The organism is Collinsella sp. AF20-14LB, assembly GCF_003459505.1.
GTDB lineage: Bacteria > Actinomycetota > Coriobacteriia > Coriobacteriales > Coriobacteriaceae > Collinsella.
On the sequence record NZ_QRWD01000006.1, the window covers coordinates 111,703 to 133,339 of the forward strand.

Annotated in this window: 17 protein-coding genes; 5 read left to right on the forward strand and 12 right to left on the reverse strand. The window is 59.9% G+C overall.

Features of this window, described 5'->3' with window-relative positions; genetic code table 11:
- Window positions 1-171: 171 nt before the first annotated feature.
- The gene (locus DWX63_RS04610) at window positions 172-660 is read right to left on the reverse strand and encodes an N-acetyltransferase (RefSeq protein ID WP_117716525.1); all 489 of its coding nucleotides are present in this window, start codon (window positions 658-660) and stop codon (window positions 172-174) included.
- A gap of 76 nt (window positions 661-736) precedes the next feature.
- Here DWX63_RS04610 and DWX63_RS04615 point away from each other — a divergent pair, with 76 nt between their 5' ends.
- Entirely contained in the window at window positions 737-1,033 is a 297-nt protein-coding gene (locus DWX63_RS04615) for a hypothetical protein (RefSeq protein WP_055310006.1), read from the forward strand.
- Window positions 1,034-1,100: 67 nt separating this feature from the next.
- Here the strand turns inward: DWX63_RS04615 and DWX63_RS04620 are convergent, their stop codons facing one another.
- Window positions 1,101-1,805 (reverse strand): class I SAM-dependent methyltransferase, encoded by a 705-nt coding sequence (locus tag DWX63_RS04620; protein ID WP_117842954.1) that lies wholly within the window; start codon window positions 1,803-1,805, stop codon window positions 1,101-1,103.
- Window positions 1,806-2,239: 434 nt separating this feature from the next.
- On the opposite strand from DWX63_RS04620, the gene DWX63_RS04625 reads away from it, so the two are divergent.
- On the forward strand, window positions 2,240-2,641 hold the full coding sequence (locus DWX63_RS04625) for a hypothetical protein (RefSeq protein WP_117582847.1): 402 nt from the start codon (window positions 2,240-2,242) through the stop codon (window positions 2,639-2,641).
- A 125-nt stretch (window positions 2,642-2,766) separates the two neighbouring features.
- On the opposite strand, the gene DWX63_RS04630 is transcribed toward DWX63_RS04625, so the two are convergent.
- Window positions 2,767-3,579, reverse strand: a complete 813-nt coding sequence (locus DWX63_RS04630; protein WP_117842955.1) for a putative RNA methyltransferase — start codon at window positions 3,577-3,579, stop codon at window positions 2,767-2,769.
- 190 nt (window positions 3,580-3,769) lie between these two features.
- On the opposite strand from DWX63_RS04630, the gene DWX63_RS04635 reads away from it, so the two are divergent.
- Complete coding sequence (locus tag DWX63_RS04635; protein ID WP_117842956.1) at window positions 3,770-5,152, forward strand: MATE family efflux transporter; 1,383 nt, start codon at window positions 3,770-3,772, stop codon at window positions 5,150-5,152.
- Window positions 5,153-5,179: 27 nt separating this feature from the next.
- Here DWX63_RS04635 and DWX63_RS04640 read toward each other — a convergent pair whose 3' ends face one another.
- A complete protein-coding gene (locus DWX63_RS04640; RefSeq protein ID WP_117842957.1) occupies window positions 5,180-6,046 on the reverse strand; it encodes a LysR family transcriptional regulator in 867 nt (288 codons plus the stop codon).
- A gap of 158 nt (window positions 6,047-6,204) precedes the next feature.
- Here DWX63_RS04640 and DWX63_RS04645 point away from each other — a divergent pair, with 158 nt between their 5' ends.
- Window positions 6,205-7,107 carry a DMT family transporter gene (locus tag DWX63_RS04645; protein ID WP_117842958.1) on the forward strand — a complete coding sequence of 301 codons (903 nt, stop codon included), beginning with the start codon at window positions 6,205-6,207 and terminating at the stop codon, window positions 7,105-7,107.
- An 88-nt stretch (window positions 7,108-7,195) separates the two neighbouring features.
- On the forward strand, window positions 7,196-7,924 hold the full coding sequence (locus tag DWX63_RS04650) for a uracil-DNA glycosylase (protein ID WP_117842959.1): 729 nt from the start codon (window positions 7,196-7,198) through the stop codon (window positions 7,922-7,924).
- Between the two features lie 5 nt (window positions 7,925-7,929).
- Here DWX63_RS04650 and DWX63_RS11645 read toward each other — a convergent pair whose 3' ends face one another.
- The 8 genes from DWX63_RS11645 to DWX63_RS04690 form a co-directional block, all read right to left on the reverse strand.
- Window positions 7,930-12,051 carry a leucine-rich repeat protein gene (locus tag DWX63_RS11645; RefSeq protein ID WP_147336056.1) on the reverse strand — a complete coding sequence of 1,374 codons (4,122 nt, stop codon included), beginning with the start codon at window positions 12,049-12,051 and terminating at the stop codon, window positions 7,930-7,932.
- Between the two features lie 141 nt (window positions 12,052-12,192).
- Entirely contained in the window at window positions 12,193-14,505 is a 2,313-nt protein-coding gene (locus tag DWX63_RS04660) for a transglutaminase-like domain-containing protein (RefSeq protein ID WP_158559610.1), read from the reverse strand.
- A 1-nt stretch (window position 14,506) separates the two neighbouring features.
- Window positions 14,507-15,679 carry a DUF58 domain-containing protein gene (locus DWX63_RS04665; RefSeq protein ID WP_117842962.1) on the reverse strand — a complete coding sequence of 391 codons (1,173 nt, stop codon included), beginning with the start codon at window positions 15,677-15,679 and terminating at the stop codon, window positions 14,507-14,509.
- Window positions 15,680-15,714: 35 nt separating this feature from the next.
- Complete coding sequence (locus DWX63_RS04670; RefSeq protein ID WP_199411098.1) at window positions 15,715-16,668, reverse strand: MoxR family ATPase; 954 nt, start codon at window positions 16,666-16,668, stop codon at window positions 15,715-15,717.
- Window positions 16,669-16,670: 2 nt separating this feature from the next.
- Window positions 16,671-18,314: an ATP-binding protein gene (locus tag DWX63_RS04675; protein WP_117842963.1), complete on the reverse strand. Its 1,644-nt coding sequence runs from the start codon at window positions 18,312-18,314 to the stop codon at window positions 16,671-16,673.
- A gap of 131 nt (window positions 18,315-18,445) precedes the next feature.
- Window positions 18,446-19,126: an SDR family NAD(P)-dependent oxidoreductase gene (locus tag DWX63_RS04680; RefSeq protein ID WP_117842964.1), complete on the reverse strand. Its 681-nt coding sequence runs from the start codon at window positions 19,124-19,126 to the stop codon at window positions 18,446-18,448.
- A 9-nt stretch (window positions 19,127-19,135) separates the two neighbouring features.
- The gene (locus tag DWX63_RS04685) at window positions 19,136-19,858 is read right to left on the reverse strand and encodes a VUT family protein (RefSeq protein WP_233514471.1); all 723 of its coding nucleotides are present in this window, start codon (window positions 19,856-19,858) and stop codon (window positions 19,136-19,138) included.
- Between the two features lie 156 nt (window positions 19,859-20,014).
- Window positions 20,015-21,628 (reverse strand): peptide chain release factor 3, encoded by a 1,614-nt coding sequence (locus DWX63_RS04690; RefSeq protein ID WP_117842965.1) that lies wholly within the window; start codon window positions 21,626-21,628, stop codon window positions 20,015-20,017.
- Between the last annotated feature and the right edge of the window lie 9 nt (window positions 21,629-21,637).

Genomic DNA, 21,637 nt, shown 5'->3' on the forward strand with positions numbered 1-21,637 from the left:
GAAGCGGGCCCTATCCCCCGACCGAGCTCATCGCCCCGCGTTGCCGCGCGGCGATTTTCGCAGGTTCGCGCCTTGCGAAAGCCGGCACCTCCCCTAACAGCGCAGCGACCAAAAATGGCCCCACCCGGGGCCATTTTCATGTACATGGATTGTTGATACGCGTCCTCGCTCTTATGCCTCGCGCAGCCAGTCGAACGCAACACGCGGCGTGCCGTCCGACACATACACGACGCCGGCGCGCTCGAACCCCGCTTTCATGCTCGCGCCCTGCATGGGCAGGTTGTCCGCGTGCGTGTCGATACGCAGGTGGTCAGCGCGCGCCTTGGCAAAGGCAAACATCGCGGCCGCGATACCGTGCACGGTGCCGTCGGACGCCACGCGGTGCAGTACGGCGTACGGAGTGTCGCTACGCCACTGACCGTCCTCGATGACGTCATAGCACTCGTCCGGGCCCGGCAAAAAGGCAAACGTCGCCACCACGCGACCGTCGACTTCGCACACATAGCTGCCACCGGCGGCGATATCGGCAGCCAGCTGCTCGGCCGAAGGCGTGCCCTCGGGCCACTGTGTGGCGTTGCCATGCGCGCGCATAAAGGCGCGGGCGGCGTCATAGATAGCCATGACGGCGGGAATGTCGGTATCGAGGGTTTTTCTGATCATCACGCGGCGACCTCACGTTTATTGGTATCACTTTGATTGGGCAATGATACCAGCGTTTGGAAAGGGCACGAAGCAGATGGGAAGCAAAAAGCGAGCCGCCTGGTCAAAGGCCAAAAGCGAGTTTTTGGGCGCTGCCACCGGCGGCGATATGAGCGACCTGTTTGCGCGCGAGGACGAGCGCCGCGATGCCCTGGACGCCGAGCGCGATGAGGCTTGGCGCTACAAGTCGTGCGAGCGCAAAAACCGCTACGACACACGCGCCGAGGCCGAGGCCGTTATGGCCGACTGCGAAAACCGTGGACGACGTGGCTTGGCCTGCTACAAATGTGAATACTGCGGCGGGTGGCACCTGACGTCGCACCCTTGGAAATAGGCGCCGCATCGGCGCGACGCTCACGCAGCGGCACGGCACCGACACATCGCCGGCCATCGCACGCAGGCTACGGGCGCGGCGGCACCAAAACATCGTAGCGGACGGCCTTGCCCGCAAGCTGATAGCTCGGCTTAACGCCGGCAAGCAGCGGCCCCTTCACCGGCCGCTTGATAACAACCTTGCGCGGGTGCGGTGCAAGCGCAGCTTCGACCAGCGTCTCCTCATCGGCGCACGGCTGCTCCAAATGGTGCAAGAGCTGGAACTTCTTTTTAACCGCCGCGCTCTTGGTGCGCTCGGGAAACATGGGGTCCAGATACACCACGTCGGGAGCCGCGAGCTCACCGCGCTCGACCAGCTCAGCCGTATGGCGAAGGCCGGCAATGCTGTCCTCGCCCGCATGTAAGCGCATACGCGCCACGGCAGTCGCAAGCGCCGGATCATCCGCCGCGCGGTCCAAGGCATCCTTGAGGAGCGCCGCGATCACGCAGTCCTGTTCATACAGATCGACGGTAAAGCCCGCTGCCGCCAGCAGCAGCGAATCCTCGCCAAAGCCTGCCGTGGCGTCAATCGCCCATGGCTGCTCGATGCCTTTTGTGCGCGCGGCCTTAACCAGTAGCTCTTGCTGCAAACGGCCCTGCTTGAGCCGTGGAAGCATGCGGCCAAAATCGGCACGCAACTCCATCGTGCCGTCGGTGAGCGTAAGGCCCTCGGACGTCCGCACGAGCTCGAGCCCAGCAGCCCGAGCAACAGAAAAGGAATCGACGACGCCCATGGACACTCCTTAGCAAGCAAAACGAATACGTGAGCGCCACCTCAGTTGGCACCCAACCGTCCGTTATTGTCCCACATGCGACATGGTCCACAGCATCCCAATGCAAAGCACAGCCATCAATACCGTGCACACGGCAGCGATCACAGAATCACTCATGCGCCTTCCCAGTGACCGCGGCTCATCCACTTGCTTGACTCCGTACATCATGGCTCCTCCTTCGGTCCAGCTCTTACCATGGCCTCATCATCGCAGCGCCGCGCATGCGCTGCCATCGATTTGACTTACGTCCAGCTTTCCTTTTTGAAAGGTTGAACCGTGCAGGCAAGAGACGCTTTCAGGCGCATGCATCGCCGCGTTGAACTACAATGTGCTTCACCATATGTGCAGCACATAGGGTGCGCCAGGTTGGCGTACTCGTATCGAAAGGACCAGCCATGAGCTTCACTCGCAAGACTCTCAAAATCCTTGCCCTGATTTATTTTGTTCTGGGCATCGCCAGTCTCGTCATTGGAATCGCCGGCATCGCGACCGGCAAGTTCGAGTCCACCTACGGATCGAACGCCATGCTCGCCGCGGCCGTGATTATCGCCAAGGGCCTCATCGATCTTGCCGCGGGCGTTGCGGGCATCAAGGGTGCCAACAAGCCTTCGCAGGTTGACGGCGCGTTTAAGCTCGGTATCGTTGCTGCAGTCGCCACGCTTGCCCAGGCGGTGCTCACGCTTCCCGCGTTTGGCGGCGACGCCATCAACTTTGGCGCCTTTGTCATCGTGGTGTACGACCTGTTCTTTGTTCAGCAGGCGCACGCCATCAAGGCCGAGAACAAGGACCGCCTGTAAGCGCTCGCTTCTCATAGCCTCTGCAGCCAAGCAACTAAAAAGGGCCGATCGCGCATCTCCGCGGTCAGCCCTTTACGTTTGCCCAGATAAAACCTGCCAAAATAAACCTGTCCCTTTTTGGTAGGTTAGTGGCGGTACTCGGCGATGATGAAGTCGATATCGGTCTGAAGGGTGTCCAGGTTTGCCAGGCGCTCTTTGTCGGCAGGGCGCGTGCGGTAGTAGTACGGCGTCATCTGGAACACCGCCTCGATGTCGGCCTGTGTCTGGAGCGTAATGTTCGCAGACACCCGCTGCGTTCCCACCAACTCGAGCTCGGTCGTCTTCGGCAGCTTCTCGTCGTTAAGGTACGGCGTGTCGTAGAGCACCTCCTTGAGCCCAAAGAGATGACGGGCGCCCGGCACCACGGTGTAGAGCGAGCCCTCGGGCGCCAGCACGCGGGCAAACTCGCGCTCGTTAAAGGGGGCAAAGAGCTCGGTCACCATATCGAAGGTGCCATCGGCCACGGGGATGTCCTTCATGTTGGCCACGAAGTAGGTCGCATCGCCGCGCTTGGCGGCCAGACGCACCATCTCTTTGCCCAGGTCGAACCCATAAGCATCCACGCCCGGCACCGCACCCATGGCGCTGGTGTAGTAGCCCTCGCCACAGCAAATATCGAGCAAGGTCATGGGGCCGCCCGTAGACGCCGCACGCTCAGACGCCTGCTCGCGCACCAGCTCGACCATCGCATCGCGCAACGGCGCGTAGTAGCCGCGGTTCAAAAAGTCGCGACGACTGCGCGCCTGCGACTTGGGATCGCCCATGGAGTCGCCGCTCTTGGACGAGCGCAGCAGATACAGATAGCCCTCGCGCGCACGGTCAAACCGATGTCCGCCCGCGCATGCAGCACCGCGCTCATCGTCCACCAACGGCTCATGGCAAACGGGACACAACAACATGGCAACTCCTTAGCGCGGACAACACAACGCCCACCATTGTCGCACGCCTCCCCCACCTAGTCATAGAGGAGACAAGGAGTGTCCCCAACTGCCGGCAGAAAAGGAACGTCCCTAAGTGCCGACTAGTCGATTAGGAGTATCATCGTCTGCGCAAATAAGCACGAATGAGCATGTTAGAGATTGAGAGCGTATGGCAGACACCGCATCTAAGCACATTGACATGACCACCGGCTCACTGTGGCGCAATATTCCCCTGTTCGCCTTCCCCGTGGCCGCCACGAGCATCTTGGAGCAGCTATCGAACCTCATCGCCACGGTCATCATCGGTAACTTCTCAGGCGACCAGGGAACCCTCGCCATGGCGGCGGTCGGCTCCAATGTTCCGCTTACCAGTCTTATGCTCAACCTGTTTATCGGCATGTCGCTTGGCTCCAACGTGGTCATCGCCAACGCCATCGGCCGCAACGATCAGAACATGGTCAAACGCGCCGTCCATACCTCGATTTTAATGGCGCTCGTGGGCTTTGTCGTCATCGCGCTGGGCGAGATCTTTGCCGAGCCCATGCTCGCCGCGCTCAACGTCCCTGACGAAACCATGCCGCTCGCATCGCTCTACCTGCGCGTCTTTTTGCTCAGCATGCCCTCGATCTTGCTCTACAACTTTGAGGCCGCAATCTTCCGCTCCGTCGGCATCACCCGCATGCCGCTGCAGGCGCTTGCCGTGTCCACCGTCCTCAACATTGGCCTGGACCTCATCTTTGTCCCCGTGCTCCACTGGGGCGTCGCGGGTGTCGCCATCGCCACCGCCATCGCCTATACCGTCAGCGCAGTCACGCTCTTTATCCGTCTGCTCAAGACCGATTCCGTCGTCCGCGTCACCCCACGCGACTTAGGCTTAGACCCCGTCGCCCTCAAGCGCATCGTTAAAATCGGCCTGCCCGCCGGCATCCAAAGCGCCGTCTTTGCCGTCGCTAACATCATCATCCAGTCCGCCATCAACAGCCTGGGCACCGAGGTCATGGCGGCATCCAGCGCTGCCATGAGCCTGGAGTATGTGTGTTACAACCTGCTCAACAGCTTTAGCCAGGCTTGCACCACCTTTGTGGGACAAAACCACGGTGCCCGCCAAATCGACCGCTGCACCAAGACGCTCAAGGTCTGCCTGATCGAAGGCGGTATCGTTGCACTCACCACGATTATCGTTATCGTCGGTCTGGGACGCGAGATCCTATCGCTCTTTAACAGCGACCCCAACATCGTCTCGATCGGCTACATCCGCGTGTGCTCGATCTTCCCTGCCTACGCCTTTAGCATGTTCTACGAAAACATGTCCGGCTACCTGCGCGGCTTTGGCATCTCGCTCATGCCTGCCCTCATCACCATGATCTGCGTGTGCGGTATCCGCTTCTACTGGGTGTTCTGTGTGTTCCCGCACTTCCGCACCTTTGCGAACATCATGATGGTCTACCCCATCAGCCTGGGCACCACGGCGTTCTTTATGGTCGTGGCGGTATTGCTCTGTCACCCGGCACGCACCTACCGTCTGGCGCAAGCCAAAGCGACAGCCCGCTAATCACCACTCCCAACGTCACGCCAGTCATTAATTGACAATATGCGAGCTCATATAGTCGATAAAGCGCCTCGTGGCGATAGGCATGGTGTCCCAGCTGCGCCAAGCCGCCACCACATCGCGCGAGGGAGCGTGCACGATGGGACGCACGCGGATACCGGCCTTCATGCCCTCGACCGTACGACGGTAGAGCATGCTCACGCCTAGGCCCTCCTCCACCATCGCCATAATGGTGTAGTCGTCGGTAACCTCACTCGTCACGCGCGGCGACAGCCCATGCGCGGCAAAGGCATCGAGCACCAGACTCTGTTCGCCCTCATCCAGCAGCACAAACGGTTCGGACGCCAGGTCGGCAAGCGTCACCTTTTCCTTTGCCGCCAGCGGATGGGCGGCCGGCAACAGCGCCACCAACTCGTCGTGATAGACCACGCGCTTCTGAAGCCCCGTGGTAAATCCGCGTGCCGTAAAGCAAAAGTCAACCACGCCATCGTGCACCCACTGGGCGTTGCGCGTGTAATCGCCCTGCTTGAGGGTAAAGCGTACGCCCGGATGCAGGGCCCCAAAGTCGCGGATCACGCGCGGCAATACGGTACGACTCACGTTGGTAAACGTCGCGATGCGAATATCAGTCGACGAAAGCCCCAGCAACTCTTGACGCTTGCCCTCGAGCTCGGCCTCGGCCGTTACGATCTGGCGCAGATACGGCAGATACTGCCTACCGTCGCGCGTAAGCGAGACACCCTGCTTGCCGCGCTCGATAATCGTGGTGCCCAGCTCGCGCTCGAGCGCCTTGACGGCCTGGCTCACCGCACTTTGCGTATAGCCCAGCTCGTCGGCCGCACCCTTAAGACTGCCGCAATCGACCACCATACATACAATCTGATACCGCGATGCCATCGTGCCTCCACATCGATGTAGCTGTAAAACGTTTTACCAGGGCTTTTTCTGCCAACATTAGTATTTCTTAATCATACTGAAGATACATTCGCTTTACTACATCCATATCTGGGAGCAGAATCCTTTTTGCGAAACCGTTCTGTAACAAAAGGAGTCCCATGGATCGCAAAAAAGCAATCGCGCTCTCATTTTCCGTTCCCGTCGCATGGGGCTTTTCGTACCCCCTCATGAAGATCGGCATGGACAGCATGAACGCCACGAGCATCGTCGCGCTGCGCTGCATCATCGCCTTTGCGGCCTGCCTGCTGCTCTTCCACAAGCACGCGGTGCGCATCAACCGTGACCTGATGGTCCGCGCCGCCATCATCGGCGCCATCATGGCAACCGAAATCACCTGCATGTGCCTGGGCTCCAGCCTCACCTCCGCCTCCACCGCCGGCTTTTTGCAGAGCCTGACGGTCGTGATCGTGCCGTTTGCCAACGCGGCCCTGCTGCGTCGCGCCCCCGAGCGCAAGGTGCTCATCGGCACCGCCATCGTCACCTGCGGCATGTTGCTGCTCTCGGGCGCCGACTTTACCAGCCTGAATCCCGGCGCGATCATCATGCTGCTCTCGGCCTTTATCTATGCCGGTCACATTATCATCGCCAAGCGCTTTGTCGAAGAAGTCGATCCGCTGGCTCTGGGCGTTTGGCAGCTGGGCTTCGGCGGCTTGTTCTCGGGTATCGCCGCATTTACCTTTGGCGGCCTCACGCTTCCCAGCACGCCGAGCGAGATCGTCGTTATCGTTGCGCTCGCACTCATCTGCTCTGCCTACGGCTTTATCACCCAGACGCTCGTGCAGCCCCACGTACCTGCCGAAACCACTGGCTTCGCCTTCTCGCTCGAGCCGGTCTGCTCCGCCGTCTTCTCGTTTTTCCTGGTCGGCGAGGTCCTGAGCCCCATCGCCTTCCTTGGCGCTGCCCTCATCCTCACCGGCGTCATGGTGGCAACCGTCGAGCTTCCGCGCCTTCGCGCACATGGACACGCTCATATGGCAGGAGCGCCCGAGCACGTCTCGTAGACTCCGCTCTTCATACAGCCGTGGCATAAAGGCAACCGGTGCGCCTTTACAATAGATACCAACAGAGCATCTGCCATAAAGGAGCCCCATGGACACCGCAACCCGCGACCGCAACATAGCAACTTGGTTGGGCGATGCGCCGCAGCCGGTACGTGACACGACGAACCAGCTGCTCGAGCGCATCGCCCTTTTGCGTGCCGAGCAGACCATCTACCCGGCACAAGACGACATCCTCAATGCCCTCGCCTACACGCCGGCCGACCAGGTCAAGGTCGTCATCTTGGGTCAAGACCCCTATCACGGGCCCAACCAGGCCATGGGGCTGTCGTTTTCGGTCCCCGCGACGCAAACCAAGTTGCCGCCGAGCCTGCGCAACATCTATAAGGAGCTCAAAGCCGATCTGGACTGCCCCATTCCCGCCACGGGAGACCTCACCCCCTGGGCTCAACAGGGCGTCCTGCTCCTCAACACAACGCTCACCGTGCGCGAGCATGCCGCGAACTCGCATGCCAAGCTGGGCTGGAGCACGCTTACCGACTACGTTATCGAGCGCTGCTGCCAGCTGCCCCAGCCGGTCGTCTTTTTGGCATGGGGCCGCTTTGCCCAGCAGATGGTCGAGGGCAAGCTCGCCGCGACCGGCGCGGGCAAGGCAGGCGACAAGTTCTGCCTAGCCTCTACGCATCCCTCGCCGCTTTCGGCAAACCGTGCCACGGCAGAACTCCCGGCCTTTATGGAGTCGCGCCCCTTCTCCACTGCCAACGAGTTGCTCGAGCAAAACGGCAGCAGCCCCATCGACTGGGGCCGCCTCGTCTCATAACCTGCCTAGCTGGCAATCCAATACTGCGGATACTTATTGATATCGATGGGGGCGGCGAGCTCGCCGATATCGCTTATGGCCTCCATGCCCATCAGCGAGCGCAGGCAATTCTCACACTCCATGATGGGCTCATTTACAGCCTTATTGAGCACATCGAACGTCGGCGACTCAAACGTATCCATGTTGACGTTGCCGAACCACTTGCTCTCAACGTAGTCGGCTTCCTCGTCATCCGTGGCAACTCCCACCATCTGACGAGGCCATGTCTTGAGCAGCGATTCGCGATCGGCCTCGGCAATATCGAGCGCCACGTTGCCGCCAAACGAGAACGGCATGCTCTCCATCCCGCCCAGCAACTCCGGCAGCGGGCAGCCAGAAGGCAGCGTCACCGTCACATCGCTACAGCCCATAAACGCGCCGCTCTGGATGCCGACCACCTTATCGCACAGCTCAATCTCGGTGAGGTTCGAGCAGCGCGAGAAGGCGTTCGAGTCGATTACGGTTGGCCCCGTCAACACGCTCGCTAAATCGGCCCGTTCGATATCAGACGGCGCCGAGACCAGCGTGGCAGTACCGTCACCGTTGTCCTCTATCTCCCATTCATGGCTCTCGGCCGCATCGCCACCCGCCTGTATTACCGTAGAAGCCTCGACCAACGGCAGCCCCATCATGGTTCGCAGGCGATTCTCGGGCTCCAATAGGTTCTGAGCCATCTGCGCCCTAACCGCATCGGCCGTCGGCTCCGGACCCTCCCCCATGAACCAATCGGAAAGCATGCCAAATTCCACAACGCCATAATACGTGTCGTAGTCGTCGTAGCCAATGAGTCCGTAGACCCATGCATTGAGGTAGTCCTGCTCCATGCCGCTGGGCAACGACAGGTGAATGCGGCCGGCCTCCTCTTGGACATCGGTTGCGCCGTCCAAGAAGAAACCCACACCCGGCGATGGATAGCCCAGCGTCGCGATACCGGTACCGACGGTCAAGTTCGTAAAGGCGGCATCATTGCCAAACACCGATGACGCCAGGTAGTTTCGAGAGCCCGCACCCGTAGCTGCGTCGTAGTCGCCATTGGTATCCGCCACAAACGATGCACTCGCGAGCCTCGGGCAGTCCATGAATGCCTGATCGCTGATTTCGATCGTTGCCGCGTGCACAGACGCCGAGACAAGATTCGTGCAGCCTTCGAACGCCGACACGCCGACGTAGATATCGTTATCGGGAAGATCGATGTTCAGGTCGCCGGCGATGCCGGAATTCCTGAAGGCATAGCGATCGATATATGCCAGCTTGGGAGCCGAAGCCCAATCGACATCCCACGCGCCTCCGATCCCCTCAAAGGCACCAGGCAGGTCCTTGGCGCCAGACAAGGAATAGCCGCCAAAGATCTCAATCGTACTCGGCAGCAGCTCAATCGTACCGTTGAGCATCGAGGGCGCACCGAGCAGGATGCTTGGCTTGCCTTCCTCGTCGCCATCGTAATAGCCGTAGAGAAGGGGCGCGTCGTCGCTTTGGGCATCGCAAGCAAAATCGTAAATGCCGTCGACAGTGACAAAGCGGCTGTCGTAGCCCTGCAGCTCGCCATCGGGCGCATACCAGGTGCAGCCGGCCGGATTGGGATTCTCGGTCGTGGCAAAGACAGCCTTTTTAGCACGCGACGCCACAAAGCCCAGGCTCGTACAGCCCTTAAAGGCATCAGCCCCCACCTCGATGCTATCAGGCGTGCCGATAAACACACCTTGAAGGTTTTGGCAGTTCTCAAACGCGTTACGGCCGATGGCACTCGTCTTCTCGCCCAGATTGACAAACCTGAGCTCCGCATCGCCCGAGAAAGCATACGGTGCGATGGAATCTACTTGGAGCTGCTTGCCGCCATCCGTAAGCAAGGTGCCGTCAAAGGTCGCGGACAGGTTGCCATCCTCATCGCCTGCAGCGGACAGCAAAATCGTCTTGCCAGCGTTGGCATAATACAAGTACCCATCTTGAGACAGGCTCATCTTAATCACGCGCGCATCGGGTGCACCGGCAGCAGCCTTATGCTGCTCGACATACGCGACCTGCTCGTCGGTTGCGCACACGATGGTCCGCACGGAACCGCCCGCAAGGCTGCCGTCCTCGAGCGTCACCCTATCGTCAAACCACGGCATGAGTACCAGCGTGTCAACCGACGTGTTGCCCGCAAAGGCACCCTTCTTGATGGTGTTGGAAATCTGCACCAGGGCAATATTGGAACCCGTATCGAGCACATAGCACAGGTCGCTTTCGAGCTGCGAATTAATGTTGTACACCAGCCCCTGTGAGTACGTGAGCTGGACACTAGGGTTGGTCGCGGGCGACACGTATACGCCGTAGGTATTCTCTAGTTCGTCCGCGTGCTCGGTAATAAAATCGAGCAGCGCGGCATCGTCAACGACCAGGGTACAGTCCTGCAGCTTACTCACGTCAATCTGGGGCAACTCGCCCTCTTTGGATGCGTGCAGAACAATACGATCGAGCTTATTGCGATCGGGAATGACGACATGGGTAATATCGGCGGGAACATCGAGCTCGCGCGTATGGTAGGGAACGCCCAGATACTCCTTGCCATCGCGAGAGGTCAAGATACCCTCATCCGTTGCGGCATAGACGGGGTTATCCGATGCGACACGGTAGGCATCGAGCACCTGAAAGCCCGCATTAACGTTGACGTAGTACACCGAGGACGGTAGCTCTAGATTGTTGATCTGCCACGTAAAGACTTCACGCTGACGACTGTCGGTATAGGCGTCGACCGCCTGCACACCCTGCGGAACGCTGAGCGTCTCGCCCCCGCCATCAACAGACACGACCGACTCGTCCACATCGACAAGCGTCTGCAGGCGTGAGTTATTGAGGCTGGTCGGGTCGTCGTCAAAGCGATAGTCCTCGTCGAGGGCATAGCCCTGAAAGCGCACCTTGTAGGCGGGATCGATGGACACGACATCGCCGGGAACCACCACATGGCGACCGGGCGTCAGCGTGTAGAAATACGGGACGGCTGCCTCGTTCTCGCGCCACCCCAGCAACAAGGCATTGAGGTAACCTTCCGAATCGACATGCCCCGCCTGCTTCATAAAGGCTTCTTGTGTGTTGACGCCCAGCAGGTTCTCCTTGGAGCTCAGCGTGCTCCAAATCACACTACGCTGGCCCATCGAATCGGGCTGGCCGACCACAAACAGGCGCGACTGCGCCGGCTGGATGGTAACGGTTCGTGTCGTCCACGCCGTATCCTGCGACAAGCGCAGCGAGACGCTTACCGTGAGCGGCTGGCTCGAGCACAGAGCCGGATTCTGCTCGCCCGCGGCATTGGTCCACGAGTTGATGCGAAAGTACGGAAACGTGGCGAACTCGTCCTTGCTGCAGGCAAGGTAGTACAGGCCGATGTCATCGCTCCAGTGGACATCCATGGCGCAGAACAGCGTCCAGGCATCGAGCATTTGCCCGTCGTAGATTGCATCCACCATGGGCTCAATTTGCACCTTGTTGGGATCGATCGATCCAGCCGCACCGTTAAACTGCGTAAAGAACGTTGTGTCTCCCATAGGGGCGCCCTTTTGGGGTGCGGGATCCTGGAGCAGGTACTTATAGGAATTGGCCGTCGAGGTGGCCGAGCCGCCCGGGCTGGAACTACCGCCAGCACCGTTTGTGCCTGCGCCACCGCCGGCGCTACCGCCAGACGTTCCACCCGCATTGATAACGGGAACGTTTTGTCCGCCTCCCGAGCCACCAGCGCCGCCCGCGCCGGCGCCCGAACCGCCCGCAGCCCCTACGCCCGTTCCATCGGCGTTGCCGGTAACGTTATAGGCAGTCGTGCCGCTTTGCCCCGTCAGATTTGCCTGTCCCTGCGCATTATCGAGCGGTGCCCGCTGCTCGCGTGCGCTCGTTTCCCGGTTGTCGCTATCCTCGTCATGACGATTTGCCTCGGCATCCGTCGAGAGCGGACTGATCCGATACGCCTCGCCGGACTCCGCGTCACCGTGACTGTATGCAGCGATATACCCCGAAGGGTCGAAGCTCAGATTACTCTGGGCCAACTCAAAGGCGACCGTGCCAAATACGCCGACCGCAGCAACCGAAACCGCCGCCGCCACAACGCGCGTTGCAGCCAAAGGCTTGGCACCATACATATTTTTAGCGGCATGCTGAACACGCGCGGACGCATTCCGCGGGCCTTTTAATTTGGCCGACACCGCGTTCTTGTGCGCCGCCATATGTTGAGGATGTTTAGAAAACACGTAGACCTACTCCCTCTACAACGCGTACAGCATGTAGCGACGGAAGCGTTCAATAACAGTTTGCGGAACCGGCATGCTCCGATGCAGGCGTTCGGTAAAACGTCGGAGCGTGCGCAACTCGTTCGGTCTAAGCTGGCGGCCACCAAACGCATAAGCTTGATGAAGTCGAATCGCTCGACGGTATTCCCACGGGTCGATCTGGGGGAACACTGCAGCAAAGGCATCCAGGCAATCGAGCGGCTTGGTCTCGTCAAAGGCGTCGAGACCGCTTTGGTTCATCACAAGGGCAAGATAGCCGTAGAGTGCCGGCACGCATATATCCTGCTCATCACTCTCGATAGCCCGCGTGCGCCGAGCGCGCAAGACAAACCTGCGAACAAACAGAGCGAGCAGGGCGGCAATCGCCGTGCCGATCAAACCGACCCCAACTTTGGCCACAACGGGGATGTTATACATTACCGGCACATCCTCGCGATGCTTATCCTCGGCCTGTCCTGCGACCGAGCCCGCATCGAGCGTCTTATCGTTGGCGCCGTTGCTCCATGCCTCGCCCACATCGATAATCTTATCGGCATCGAGCGTCTGGCTATAGTATCCAGGGGTGACCTCCACGGGCGTCCATCCCTGACCGTCAAGGTAGATCTCGGTCCACGCGTGCGCATCGGCAGCCGTCAAGTTGAGCGCCACGCCTGCCCCAACAGCAGCGGCCAGCTGATCATCTTCTGCCCGATAGCCCTCGACATAGCGCGCGGGAATTCCCTGAGATCGAAACGCGAGCGTCGCCGCCGTGGCAAAGTAGGCAGAGTTGCCCTCGTGCGCCGTGCCCAAGAACCACGCGACAAACGACGTCGCCCCGGTATAGGTTGGCGGGTTATCCGTCTGTCCCGCAAGCGAAGCCAACATCGTGCGCACGCGACTGATCACGGCTGTATCCGAAACAGTCGCCCCAGCATCCCAGCTGTCGCTCGAGAACAGGTATGCATCGATGGCATCCCGCTCCTCTTCGCGAACGTCCAAGTAATTATCGCGAACAAAAGCGGCGTACACCCGCTCGCTTTTTGCATAGTCGCTCTTGGAGGACGCCAGCCAGCTCGAATCTGCAATGACGTCATCCACCGGCACGTTATCGACAATCACGCGATACGCCTTAGACGGCAAAAGGTCCATGCTTAGCATCGTCGAGGCCGTCAACATTGCACCGGTACCGCCCAGCGAGCGCAGCGTATAGGGAGCATAGGTGTATCTGCGGTTGGCGCCCGACGCATCGACCGAAATCTCAACCGCCTCGACAGGCTCGCCACCCTCGCGCTCGGCCTCGGCGTCAAACGCGGCGCGCTGCTCGGCTACCGTCAAACCGTTCTGGCGCAGCCAATCACGCATGCCGGACCATTCACCCTCGTAGGACATCCAGTCGCCGCGCCCCCAAGACATGCCATCAAACGTCGTGCCCACAAAACCCTTCATGAGTAGATCGTCGCCGAGCGTCTTGCTGGCGGCAAGCGACAGCGTCGTGGACTCGCCTTCGTTCATGTCCGCCGCTTGCGAAAGGTCGCCCTCGGGCAGCGAATCATCCCCAAATCGAACGTTCTGGACCGCTTTGACGGCAGACGCCGACAGGGCGGACACCTCGGGAAGAGGCTGCACAAGGGCAGCGATCAGCGCAAAGAGAACACCGCATGCGGCGCACAGGCCGCCAAGACCAAATAGAACCTGGGGCAAACCTACCGTAGAGCCCCGCAACTCGTCAGCACGGCACTGGACAAGCCAGCCCGCAACGCCCAGCGTCATAGACATCGCAGAATCACCAAGCTGCAGCGCCATGGAAGCCGAGCCGCAGATAACGATGATTAAGAGCGTGGGCCACGAAACGCTCAAGTTGGCAAAAAGCCAGGCGAGTGAGCCGGCAAACATGCCGGCGAGCACCGCCAGCGACACGGCTTCACACAGCAGACCGGCGTCTGCCACCAATGGAATATACAGTTCACAGATCGAGTTGACGCGAGCGATAACGGTATTGACGCACGCATAGAAGCCCCAGCGTGCCGAAGGAATCAAGAGCGCGCATAAAAGCGCTACGGACGCCGCAGCCAAGGCAATCCAGAGGGGAGCCTTTTTCGAAGCCATCAAAACGCCCAAAGCGCCCAGCGCAACGGCCACGCCAACGGCAACGGCCAGCATTATCCCCATGTACGTTGCACTCAGGCACCGAGCAATTGTGCAGCAGAAGCCCGCAGACAATAAAACCGCGGGAGCCACCGACAGGAACATAGCAACAACGCGACCATTCGAAGCGATGCGCTCCGTCGAGGTAAGAGTCACAAAGTTCATCTTAGAGCTCCAGACTCTTGATACGGGCCGAATCACTCGATACCGGGCAATGCGTGATGATGTAGTTGGCTCCGTGCTCGATGCTATACGACTCGACCGAATCCGACACATGGAGTACCGATAGATCGGTCAGACGGCCTATCTCGATATAGGCCTGTTCATCGACGCCCACCGTTACCAGCACCGTTTTGCCAATGCCCTTTGCTGCCACGAGCTTGGCATAGTGCTCGTGCGATGTTGGATAGGCAGGGCCAAGCGGCGTTGCCGTCAAAGCATCAAGCATCCTATTGAACCCACGTCGGTCATCAACGGGATAGACAGCCAAAGAGCCTTCGGGGGCAGCCACGACCACATGATGGTATCCCTGACGCATAAGCGCCAGCGATATCGATGCGGTAAAACCCAGCACCGCAGAAAGAACCTCAGCGTGGCTTGCGTGCTCAAAGTCGCACGCAAACGCACCAAACAAGATGGCAATAGCGTGGTCTTGTGGGCGCGAAGCCTCGCGCACCAGCATGTCGTCAAAACGCGTCGACAGCTTCCAGTGAATCGACTTAACGGCATCGCCCTCGTGATAGGGCCTTATGTCAAAGACCTCGGAGGCATCTTGGCCGCTTCGATGGGGATCGTAGCTCGTGCCCTCAAGACCGGCAGAAGCACTTTGGTTAGGAACAACCTGGATGTCGAGCACCTCGGGATAGACCGTAAACAACCCATGAAAGTCTGCATTCTCGAGAGCAAGCGACGTAAAGCCCATCTCATCGACCAGGCGCGCGGTGTCAAGGGTAATCGTGTGCGCACCGCAGACGGTCGAATCGAGCTCCAGCTCAAACAAAGCGGGCCTGCCCGTCGCGGGGGCAAGACTTACGGGATAGACTGTCCGCGCTCCCGTCAGCTGGTTATAAACCGAAAACGACAGCTCCATACGACCGCGAAACATAAGCGGGCGATCCAGTGTGATGCGCAATACAAGAGGCGCGTTGACAACACACGACCGGGGAAGCTCAAAGCTAAGCTTGAGCAGGGCAACGCTCGAACGGCACGCCGCCACCGTAATCACGGGCATGGCGATCAACGCCGCGGCAGCAGCGAGCGCGGCCGCATTGGCGGTAAACACAAACGTGGCGAGCAGGAGCGCGACGGACACGATATAGGTAATCTTGTTGGCAATCATGGGCGTAACGTAGGACGCAAAAGGTAAACGATCCGCTACGAGCGGCCGCGAACCTGACCCATAGACGGGGCGGGAACGGCAGCGAGGATGCGGTCGAGGACGTCGGCGGCGCCAATCGATTCAACACGCGCCTGGGGGCGTAAAACGAGACGGTGGGCGCAAACAGCCTTAAATACCTCGCGCACGTCCTCGGGCACCACATAGTCGCGCTCACGAATCAATGCGCAGGCGCGCGCCATGCGGGTGAGCGCGATAATGCCGCGGGGGCTCACGCCCAGCTCGACAAGATCGTCATTACGGGTCTCCTCGCACAGGCGGACGATATAATCCAGCACCGTGTCGGCAACCTGTACATTGCCCAGGTAGTTTTGGATATCGAGCAGATCATCGCAGGCAACCATGGGCTTAATGTCGTCGAGCGGGTTGACATAGCGACGGGCCTTGAGGATATCAATCTGGTCCTGGCGCGACGGATAGCCAACGGACAGACGAACCATAAAGCGGTCGAGCTGGCTATCGGGCAGCGGCTGAGTACCTGCCGAGCCCACCGGGTTCTCGGTTGCGATGCACACGAAGGGACGCGGGACCTGATGCGTCTGCCCATCGATTGTCACCGCGCGCTCTTCCATAACCTCGAGCAGGGCCGACTGCGTCTTTGCGCTGGTACGGTTGATCTCGTCGCCCAGTAGCATGTTGCAGTTGACCGCACCCCACACAAAACGGAACACGCCGGCATCGCGGTCGAACATCGTAAAGCCCGTAATGTCCGAGGGCAGCGTATCGGGCGTAAACTGCACGCGCTTAAAGTCCAGGCCCAGCGCGCGCGAAAGCGCCAGGGCCAGTGTCGTCTTACCGGTGCCGGGCACATCCTCCAGCAGGATATGGCCGCCGGCATAGATGGCCATGAGAGCTTTCTCGATCACATCGCGCTTGCCCAGCAGGGCGCGGCTCACTTCGTTGATGATGCTGTTGGACTGTTCGACAATCACGGTTACTCATTTCCTCGGTAAGCTGCCTCGGCCGTCGCGGCCGCCAGCTGTGCTTTCAAAACGTTCAGATCGATGGGCTTGCCCACATGTCCGTTCATGCCCACACTGCGCGAGCGCTCAACGTCCTCTGTGTAGTCATTGGCAGAAAGCGCAATGATGGGAATGGCGCCGGCGTCCTCACGATCGAGCCCTCGAATCCGCTCCGCCGCTTCCCAGCCGTTGAGCACGGGCATCTGAATATCCATGAGGATCGCATCGTACGTGCCCACGGGCATGCTCCGGAATCGCTCGACGACCGCCTGACCGTTCTCGGCACGATCGACCGCCGCGCCTCGTCTTGCCAGCAGCTCAATCACGATCATGGCATTGATTTCGTTATCCTCGGCCAGCAGGAATCGCTTGCCCTCAAACTGGTAGGTAAACGACGACCCCATGGAATCGGACGCCGTCTCGAGCGTCTGCTCTTTAATCTTGAGCTCCTCGACCTGCTCCGGCGTGGCAAGTCGCAGCGGGATGTAGGCCGAAAACGTCGAACCGCGTCCAGGCTCGGTATCGACGACGATCTCGCCGCCCATCAGGTCGACGAGCGCGCTCGTGATGGCCATACCCAAGCCCGTTCCGCCGTAGCGGCGCGCAATGGTGCGGTCCTCCTGCTCAAACGGCTTAAAGATCTTGCTGACGTAGCGCGGATCCATGCCCTTGCCTGTGTCGCGCACGCGCAGCATATAGCTCACGCCGCCGTCTGTCTGGTACATCTCGCGCAGGGTTACGGTAACGCTGCCGCCCTGCTCGGTAAACTTGACTGCGTTGGAGATAAAGTTGATGACGATCTGCGACAGGCGCATGCGGTCGCCCACGACAAAAACGTTTTCGCAGTCCTCGAGATTGACCGAGTACGCAAGCCCTTTGTCGGCTGCCTGCAAGGTAAACATGCGCTCAATCTCGTCGGCAAACAGACGTATGTCAAACGGCGCGGCGTCAAGGCGCACACGCCCGCTGTTGAGGCGGCTCATGTCGAGCATGTCGTTGATAAGCGAAAGCAAATAGGCAGAAAGCTGCGAGGCGCGAGACAGGTCGTCCATTAGGCGAGGCTCATCCGCATGGTGCTCACGGGCAAGCGAAATCATTCCCTCGATGCCATTGAGCGGCGTGCGGATCTCGTGGCTCATCTGGTTCATATAGTCCGTGCGCGCGTTGGCGGTCTCGACGGCGCGATCGCGCTCTGCCTCCACCTTGGCGATGCGCTCGTTTTCGGCCGTTACATCGACTGCAGAAACCAGGTACTGCGCGCCGTCCTGAATGAGCGAAATCGTAAACCTTATGCTGAGCTGCGGCTTTGCTCCGTGGGGCGCATGGTAGGTGCACAGGAGGTTCAGCGGGGTCACATGGTCCCATTCCCTCACCTGTCGCTGCATGCGCACGCGGTCGCTATCGGGGATAAAGCGGTACAGCGTCTCGATGTCGTCGCTAATACGCTCGGGCGATACACCAAATACGCGTTCAAAGTTTGGAGTGATGTAGAGCGGAAAGCAGTCGCTGGCGCGCAAAACCAGCGCAACGTTGGGCCCTTGCTGCGCAAGCGCCTCTTCAAACAATCGACGCCCTCGGTCCGCGTCGCGCTTCTCGTGTGAACCGAACAGCCCCAATATGCCCCCTTTTATATTTCGGGGTTTAGTCTACCAGCTCAAAGGCACTTTACAGAGATAATACCCAGCTAAAGTTAGCAATTAATGATGCAAAACGCGCCCGAGGCAACCTTGCCATCGGGCGCGTTTTGTTATTCAGGCCAGATAAACTGAGTGCGGCCGGCCTCGCCGCCATCGATCAGCAGGCTCTGCCCGGTCATAAACCGGTTGGTCACGCCCACAAAGTAGATCCACTCGGCGATCTCTTGGGCGGTGGCCCAGCGTTTAAGCGGCGTGAGCTCCATAATCTGGTTCCACAGGTGCTCGTCTTCCATCACGCAACGATTGAGCGGCGTGATAACGCCGCCCGGGTCCACACTGTTGGCGATGGCCTGCGGCGCCAGGCGGTTTGCAAGGTTCTTGGTGTAGGCGATAACGCCACCCTTGCTGGCAGCATAGGCGGGAAACTCCGATCCCGTATGTCCGCTCGCCGACCCCACATTGACCACGGATTGGATAGCAGGCGCCGGCTTGGCGGCAAGCCCCTCTCCCACAAAGGCGTAGCGCTCGGTCACGTTGATGGTGCCACGCAGGTTGGCGGCAATGTCATCGGCCGAATCCTGCGTACCGGCAACGTTCACGATTACCTGAGGCTCAAGGTCGCCTGGAAACGAGTTAGGCTCGCGTACATCAACGATCAGATGGCGGTAGCGCTCGTGCTCAACCGTCGCCGGCAGCAGGTCAAAGCCCACGACCTCGTGGCCCTCGTCCAAAAAGCGCTGCACGCACGCGGCTCCGATACCGCCCGAAGCGCCCGTGATCAAAACCCGCATACTTGCTCCTTAGGCGGTTGCGTGGCGCTCGAGGTACTCGGCGCCCACATTCTCACGCTCCCAGCCACGCACGACCTTGTAGCCCACGGGGCTCAGGAAGACCTCGCACAGCAGCTCGGCAACAGCGCCGGTCAGCGAGCACATAAGGACCTGCACCCAGGTCCAACCAAAGAACGTATGGCTCACCACAATGGCAAAGACCAGGTTGTCGATAAACTGGCCAACACCCGTGGACACATAGGAACGGAAGGCAAAGCTCGCAAAGTTATTCTTTTTGAGCATACGGCCGAGCGACTGGTTGAGCGTGGAATTAACCACGGCAGAAACGAGCATTGCCAGCGAAGAGCCCAGCACCACGTACCAGGTGCCGCCAATGGTGGCGTTAAGGGCGCTGTTGACCTCGATCATGCCCGTGTCGTAGTAGGCGCCCCACATGCCGGGCGTGAGCGAGCATGCCCAAAAGCACAGGCTCACGGCCAGGTTGACCAGCAGCGCGAGGATAGAGATTTTGATGGATGCCTTGGCGCCAAAGCGCTTGCAGATCATGTCCTGGCACAAAAACGAAACCCAGCTCACCACAAAGCCGCAATCGAGTGCCAGATACGGCAGGCTGATGAGCTCTTTGTTGGCCAGCAGGTTCATCATGATGACGCTCACGAAAAACAGCGAAACCGTTGCCGCGGGAATGCTCCGCAACAGGACCTTGTAGTCCTCCATGACCTTCTTGATCATTATGTACTCCTTTGGTTTTAGGTTTAACGAGCAGGATATCGGACCCGAACTGCTCGGACGCCCCGGTCTTGAGACGACGGTGGGTATGATAGCCGCTCATACGGCATCAGGCAAGTAAACGGCGCGGCAGCCCCGCAGGGCCACCGCGCCGATGCGCTAAAAGGCCACGTTGCCAAACTCCGACAGGATAAGGTCGGGGTTGTGGTCAGTTGCCCAATCCACGTTCCACGGGCTCGTGAACAGCAGCAGCTTACCGCCGCGCATGTCCTCGACGCGCAGGGTGTCGCGCGTGAGCGAAAGGCCCGGGATATCGATGGTATCGGGGTCGTTCTGAATCCAGCGGATGTCCGTATAGGGCAGCGGCTGGCGGCGAACCTCAACACGATATTCGGCCTTGAGGCGGCGCTCGAGCACCTCAAACTGCAGTACGCCGACCACGCCCACGATGACGCTCTCCATGCCGGCACCAAGCTCGCGGAAGATCTGGATGGCGCCCTCCTGGGCAAGCTCCTCCATACCCTTGACGAACTGCTTGCGCTTGAGCGTGTCGACCTGCGTAATGCGAGCGAACATCTCGGGGGCAAACGTCGGGATCTGCGGATACTGCACGTGGCGCTTGCCGGAGCACACGGTGTCACCGATGCTAAAGATACCCGGATCGAACAGGCCCACGATATCGCCCGCGTACGCCTCGTCCACGATGGCGCGGTCATCGGCCATCATCGACGTGCCCGTGGCAAGCTTGAGCTTGCGGTTGCCCTGCACGTGGAAGGCGTCCATGCCACGCTCGAACTTGCCCGAGCAAATGCGCACAAAGGCGATGCGGTCGCGGTGGTTCTTGTCCATATTGGCCTGGATCTTAAACACAAAGCCGCTAAAGTCATCGCGGCAGGGATCGACCGGTTCGCTGGTGAGCGTATCGGTATAGGCGCGCGGCGTCGGGGCCAGACGCAGGAACTCCTTGAGGAAGGGCTCCACGCCAAAGTTGGTGAGCGCCGAGCCAAAGAACGCCGGGCTCAGCTTGCCGCAGGCCACGGCATCTAGGTCGAGCTCGTCGCCGGCGCCATCGAGCAGCTCGATGTCGTCCATCAGGTTCTTATGGTTCTCTTCGCCAATAAGCTCGTCCATGGAAGGATCGCCCAGCTCGGCCTCGACCTCGGCGATCTTCTTGGTGGCGTTGGCGTGGCCGTCGCCCTCAAAGGCAATGACGCGACGGGTCTGACGGTCGAACACGCCGCGGAAGTTGCGGCCGCTGCCGATCGGCCAGTTCATGGGATACGTATTGATACCCAGGACGTTCTCGATCTCTTCCATGAGCTCAAACGGATCGCGAGCCTCGTGGTCGAGCTTATTCACAAAGGTGAAGATGGGAATGTGACGCAGCGTACAGACCTTAAAGAGCTTTTTGGTCTGGGCCTCGACGCCCTTGGCGCCGTCGATGACCATGACTGCGGCGTCGGCGGCCATAAGGGTACGGTAGGTATCCTCCGAGAAGTCCTGGTGGCCGGGGGTATCGAGGATGTTGACGCAGGCGCCATTATAGGTGAACTGCAGCACCGAGGAGGTAACGGAAATGCCGCGCTCCTTCTCGATGTCCATCCAGTCCGAGACGGCGTGCTTGGCCGAGCTCTTGCCCTTGACCGAACCGGCAGTCTGGATGCTGCCGGTATAGAGCAGCAGCTTCTCGGTAAGCGTGGTCTTACCGGCGTCCGGGTGGCTGATGATCGCGAATGTGCGGCGCGACGAGATTTCATCCGACAGGCTTGCCATGCGGATCCT